This is a genomic window from Bacillus sp. MYb56 (assembly GCF_002976445.1).
In the GTDB taxonomy this organism is placed as follows: Bacteria; Bacillota; Bacilli; order Bacillales; family Bacillaceae_G; genus Bacillus_A; species Bacillus_A mycoides.
This window is the reverse complement of record NZ_PCOH01000094.1, coordinates 1-5,260: the sequence shown is the minus strand read 5'-3', so window position 1 is coordinate 5,260 and position 5,260 is coordinate 1. Positions and strand designations below refer to the sequence as shown.

Below are 5,260 nucleotides of genomic sequence, written 5' to 3'. Positions count from 1 at the left end.
CTGAAGATAAAAAAACATATGAGCTAGATTTTATAGAAAGAGACAAAAAAGATATCGAAACAAAAATCAAAAATTATGGGAAAGCAATCAAACTGGAAGAAGAAAATGCGAAGACAGTCTATGAAAAAGTAAAAGAATTAAAAGATGAAATGAAGTACCAAACTGAAGCGGAAAAAACGGAAACACAATCTAAAATAGCATCCTTAGAATCTAAAATAAAGTCATCAGAAAAGAACGTCGAATTGTTTAAAGGGGAACAAAAAATTGCACGAGATAAGATCAAAAAGCTAGAAGAAAAAGCACAAGGAATTAATAAAAAGTGAAAAAAGTCATGTCGTCAGTGAGTGCTCACCAGTGAAATTTGAGTACTCACCGAGTGCTCATTTGGTGATTTTTGTATCGTCAGTGAGTACTCATCAGTTCGATTTGTGTCATCAGTGAGTACTCACCTTGGAGGTTTTCTTGTTCCCATCGTTTCGCTAGGCTCCGCCTAGCTTCACACCTTAGGTGGGAACAAAAACCCCTTATGCTCTTCTCACTATTTTTTGATCTCTACCCACAATTGCAGAAAGGAGAGGGAAAAGTGGAAATCAGAATTAGAGAAGTAGATCCAATTGCCGTAAAGAAAATAGATGAAATTGCAAAGAGGAAAGGATTATCCAGGCAGAAATTTTTGAAAGACCAAATTGAAATGCTGGCTTTTTTTCAGCAACAAAATAAAAGAGAAATGGAATTAGAAAATATCATCCAAAAGAACATCCATATGATGAATGATTGTTATAGCGAAATGAAAAAAATGAATGAGTTTATACAACTCATGATGCAGGATGATGAAAATGAGTAATGCAGTCCCTGTTCAATCTTCAGTTACACCTGGTGTTGTTTTAAAAACAAAATTTGTATTACCGAGTTCCGATGCATTTCAGAACTATATTGAGTATGTAGACCGGGAAGAAGCACAAAGTGAAGTGAAGCTCAATCCGAAAATGTTCGAAACGTATCAAGACTATATGGGGAATTCAGAAAAGACATCAGCACTATTTACAGAACACGCAAATCGTTTAACAGAAAGTGAAAAAAAGTCCTTAAAGGAAATGTTTAAAACCGCTCATGAGAATGGAAGTATCATGTGGCAAGATGTCATTTCTTTTCATAATCCATGGTTAGAGGAACAAGGCATTTATGATGAGAAAACGAAAACGTTGGATGAAAAAAAGTTGATGGATGTAACACGGCTTGCGATGAAGGAAATGCAAAAAAGAGAGGGGATAGAAAAAAGTTCTACCTGGTCGGCAGCCATTCATTTTAATACGGATAATATTCATATTCATGTAGCAACTGTTGAACCATTTCCAACGAGAGAACGTGGCAAAAGAAAACCAAAAACATTGGATGCAATGAAAGGAAAAGTCGTAAACAATTTGTTAGATCGTAAGCAGGAACAAAAACAAATTAATGATTTGATTCGAAAAAACATGGTGGGAAGTAAAAAAGAAGATTCCGTTTTTGATTGGCGCAATCAACATTTGAAACCATTGTTTTTACAAATCTATAAACAGTTACCAAGTGATAAAAGACAGTGGCAATATAGCTACAATACAATTCAGCCATTGAAGCCGGAAATTGATGAATTAAGCAGGAGATATATTCAACATCATCATAAAAAGGATTACGATCAGTTTCTCCAAAAGTTAGATAAAGAAGTGCAAGTTTTTAAAGAAGCATATGGGGAAGGAAAGTATGATAAGAAGCAATATGAAAATTACAAGACGAATAAAATCAGTGACCTGTATAAAAGAATGGGTAACGCCTTTTTACAAGAAATGAAGGCATATGATAAAGAACAAAAGAGAATCCATCACATGAAAAAATCAAAGCCGTTTCAAAAATTTCAACAGAATGTATCTATTCAGTATTCTATGAGAAAAGTGGAACGTGCTTTTAAAAGTGAATATGAGAGTTGGAAGAACCAAAAGTATTATGAGCGTATGCAAAAAGAAAGTGCATACCAAAATGAGAGGGGTTATTAAATGAGTACAATTAGAAGACAGGTAACGATGGATCAAGAGACAGAAGATTATATAAATGATTACATGGAGGAACACGGAATTCGATATACAGGGGAAGCAATGGGAAGAATTTGCAAGGAGCATGAAGCAGCAAAAAACACAGAATGGTCATTAAATTATATAACAGAAGTGGTATCAAAAAACTTACACGATGTGTTGAAAAGTGAACTAACAAAAATCCGTCTTGGTTCAAATAGTGCGGATAGAAATACACAAGTTTTAATTGAGTTATTAAACGGTTATTTCTTTTTAGAGGGCGTAGATAGCATTATTACCACTGATAAACAGGAGATGGAAAGTGTGAAGATGGCAAAAAAAAGTGTGGAAGAACGAATTAGTCATGCAAGACAAAAACGTTTAGATCATGAGGCATCAAAGAACAATGTAACGTAAGCTACATTGTTTCTTTTTATCAAAAAACAGGAGGTTATTTAGATGTTATTATTTCGTGAAGATATCGCATTAGGAGTCATTAAAGAAATTGGAGAAGATGAAATTGTGTTACTTGTAAAAGATGAAGAACTAACAATTAAAATTACAAGAGAACAAGTGAGAGAACTAGCAATCCATGTCATGAATCAAGAAAATATGTTAGTTCCGGTTAATGTGAAAACTCATGAGCTTTTCTTTGATACAGCTGAGAGATGGAATGAAGAAGAAATGGAGGAATTGCAAAAAGCGAGTGAAAGAGTAGGAGAAGATCATGAGTAAAAGTTATAAGAAAAAGTATCAAACGAAATCACCAGAAGAAAAGAAAGAAGCGGTGCAAGCTTTAACAAAAAAGATGGAAAAAAGCATAGAAGGCTATTTTCGTACACCAGGAGATTTGAAAGATTATTTATCGTTTATGGCAAAGTTCTATCACTATTCACCATCTAACATTTCATTAATACAGAGTCAATTCGAGGGAGCCCAAGCAGTCGGTTCCTTTTCTTTTTGGAAAGAAAAAGGATTTCCGGTTAAGAAGGGTGAGAAAGGAATTAAAATCCTTGTTCCAAACCGAACTGTAGCAAAATTCAAAGACAAAGAAGGCACTTGGAAAACAGTAACTAAAGCAAATGAGGAAGAGAAAAAACAAATCGAATCTAAAAACGTAGAAGTGATACCTGGTCGCTTATATTTTGCTGTGGGTCATGTGTTTGATGCGTCTCAAACAAGTGCAACAGCAAAAGATCTACCTCGTATTTTTCCGAATCGTTGGCTAGAAGGGAGCGTTACAGATTACCAGAGTTTGTATAAAGGAATGGCAGCCATTGCGGAAAAAAACGGTGTAAAAATCATTGCACCAAAATCAGAACTGGGTGTCGCAAAAGGTGTGAGCTATACCCTAACAAAAGAGGTTGCCTTGAATCCGCGAAACAGTGAATTACAAAATGTAAAAACACTTCTTCACGAATTGGCGCATGCCAAACTTCATACAGCAGAGACACATATGAACTACACAGCACCAGAAAAAGAGTTCCAAGCAGAAATGACGGCTTATGCCGTTTCTTCTTATTTTGGGATTGATACGAGCGAATATTCTTTGGGGTATTTAGCGAGCTGGACACAAGGAAAAGAAATGAAAGATAAAACGAAGTTGTTAAAAGAAGTACATGAAACTTCAATTGAATTTATCGAAACAATTGAAAGCACGTTGGAAAAAGAAAAAGAAAAAACAAACGAAAAAGGAGTAGATCATATGGCAAAACAAGTGTCTGAAAATAAAGATGGAAATGTAAGAGACAATTTCGAAATTTTAACAGGCATTCAACAAAATGCGCAGCGACTTATTGATGAAAGGCTAGGATTAAATTTTGAAAAACATTGGGAAAACTATGAAATTCAACTTTCAGAAGATAGTCGTGTATTAGAAGAAATAAACCCTAATGTTCGTTTGAATTTAAGGGAGATGGAACAGATCGTTTATGAATTTGGTACAAACAGAGAACAAGATGCCCTTAAAAAAATTACAGATACGTTAGAGCCATATTATGAAGCTGATTTGTTAGGAGATAGTTTCAATGATATACCACTTGCTAGGGTTTCGTTAGATCGTGAAAAGAGTTTAAAAGTCGATTGTGTTAATGAGTATGTGAAAGAAAACCATAAGGATTTTTGGTTTCAAAATTCAGTGAGCCTAGCTTTGAAGGTAATTAATCACCGAATTTCAACAGCGCATAAAGAAGTAATGAATAATGATATTGAATATAAAGGACTATATCCAAAAGACGAATCAGAAGTGATTTATTGCCAAGAAACAGGTAAGCCATTACAGCAAAATGAAGAAGTTTTTCATGTTGAGGGTCATGGATATACAGTAGCAGAAGAGGCAAGTTTTAAAGGTCTAGATAAAGAGGATGGGTATTATACAACGATTGAATATGAACATGTAGAAGAAAAAATACTTGCACCAATTGGACTAGAAAAAAACGATCAACCTAGTCTTGTAAATGAAAAACAGGATGAAAAAAATATCTTATTGGTGGAATACATGAGTTTAAGTAACACGACACAAGAACTTGTCTCTGTTGCAGAGTTAAGGGAACAAGCAGATAGAAATCGAGCGTTTGAACCTGTAGAAGGTGCAGAAAAATTGAGTGATAAAGAATTTATTGATGCATTTAACGAAGCAAATCAAGAAAAGTATGCAGCACTAAATCAGAATGACATTACTCGTCCAACTATGTTAATTCAATGGTGTGAAAATAAAAATTTTACAAGTAATCAAATGATCCCATTTGGAGAAGCCAATGAAAAAATGTCTGAAGTCATTTCAAATATTGAAAAAGCAAAAGAGGAAGCAAGAGAAAGAGATGAATACGTACCATATGATAAAACTTGTTATCATATCGCCATTCCAAAAGAAGTAGATAGAGATTTTGGGAGAATGGAGCTCGTGAGTATGGATCGTTTGGATATGGGGGATGGGGACTATAAGACACCGTATGAACAAGTATTAAACGAGAAAAGGTATCTATCGGATGAAGTGAAACAAGCGTTACGAGATGAAGTAGTGAATTATAGAAATAACAAAGAAATAACAATGGAAAAAGCAAAGGAAAATACATTAGAAAAATCGGAAGAGACACCCAACCACTTAGTTACAATTGAGGTATTAGCAAACGGTATGCAAGATGAAGAACTGGCAAGAATCCACATGATGGATGGGGTTACGAAAGATATTAATTATTTATCAGTATGGAACCAAG

General features: G+C 34.5%; 5 protein-coding genes and 1 pseudogene. All 6 read left to right on the top strand.

From position 1 onward, the window contains the following. Positions 1–323: pseudogene (locus tag CQ058_RS30875) on the top strand (hypothetical protein); the annotation flags it as partial. A gap of 260 nt (positions 324–583) precedes the next feature. Further along, entirely contained in the window at positions 584–844 is a 261-nt protein-coding gene (locus CQ058_RS30870) for a hypothetical protein (RefSeq protein ID WP_016102512.1), read from the top strand. Beyond that, positions 837–2,030, top strand: coding sequence for a MobP2 family relaxase (gene mobP2 / locus CQ058_RS30865; RefSeq protein ID WP_088265974.1), 1,194 nt, complete (start codon positions 837–839; stop codon positions 2,028–2,030). Before CQ058_RS30870 ends, mobP2 begins: the two co-directional genes overlap by 8 nt. Beyond that, positions 2,031–2,462, top strand: coding sequence for a hypothetical protein (locus CQ058_RS30860; protein WP_105590245.1), 432 nt, complete (start codon positions 2,031–2,033; stop codon positions 2,460–2,462). A gap of 42 nt (positions 2,463–2,504) precedes the next feature. After that, positions 2,505–2,780, top strand: a complete 276-nt coding sequence (locus CQ058_RS30855; RefSeq protein WP_105590244.1) for a hypothetical protein — start codon at positions 2,505–2,507, stop codon at positions 2,778–2,780. Continuing rightward, positions 2,773–5,260: LPD25 domain-containing protein (locus CQ058_RS30850; protein ID WP_105590243.1), on the top strand; the 2,488-nt coding region annotated here is incomplete at its 3' end. The genes CQ058_RS30855 and CQ058_RS30850, both read left to right, overlap by 8 nt.

Coding starts and splice junctions, on each gene's coding strand:
- mobP2 (WP_088265974.1), top strand. CDS start 837: ATGAGTAATGCAGTCCCTGTTCAATCTTCAGTTACACCTGGTGTTGTT.
- CQ058_RS30855 (WP_105590244.1), top strand. CDS start 2,505: ATGTTATTATTTCGTGAAGATATCGCATTAGGAGTCATTAAAGAAATT.
- CQ058_RS30860 (WP_105590245.1), top strand. CDS start 2,031: ATGAGTACAATTAGAAGACAGGTAACGATGGATCAAGAGACAGAAGAT.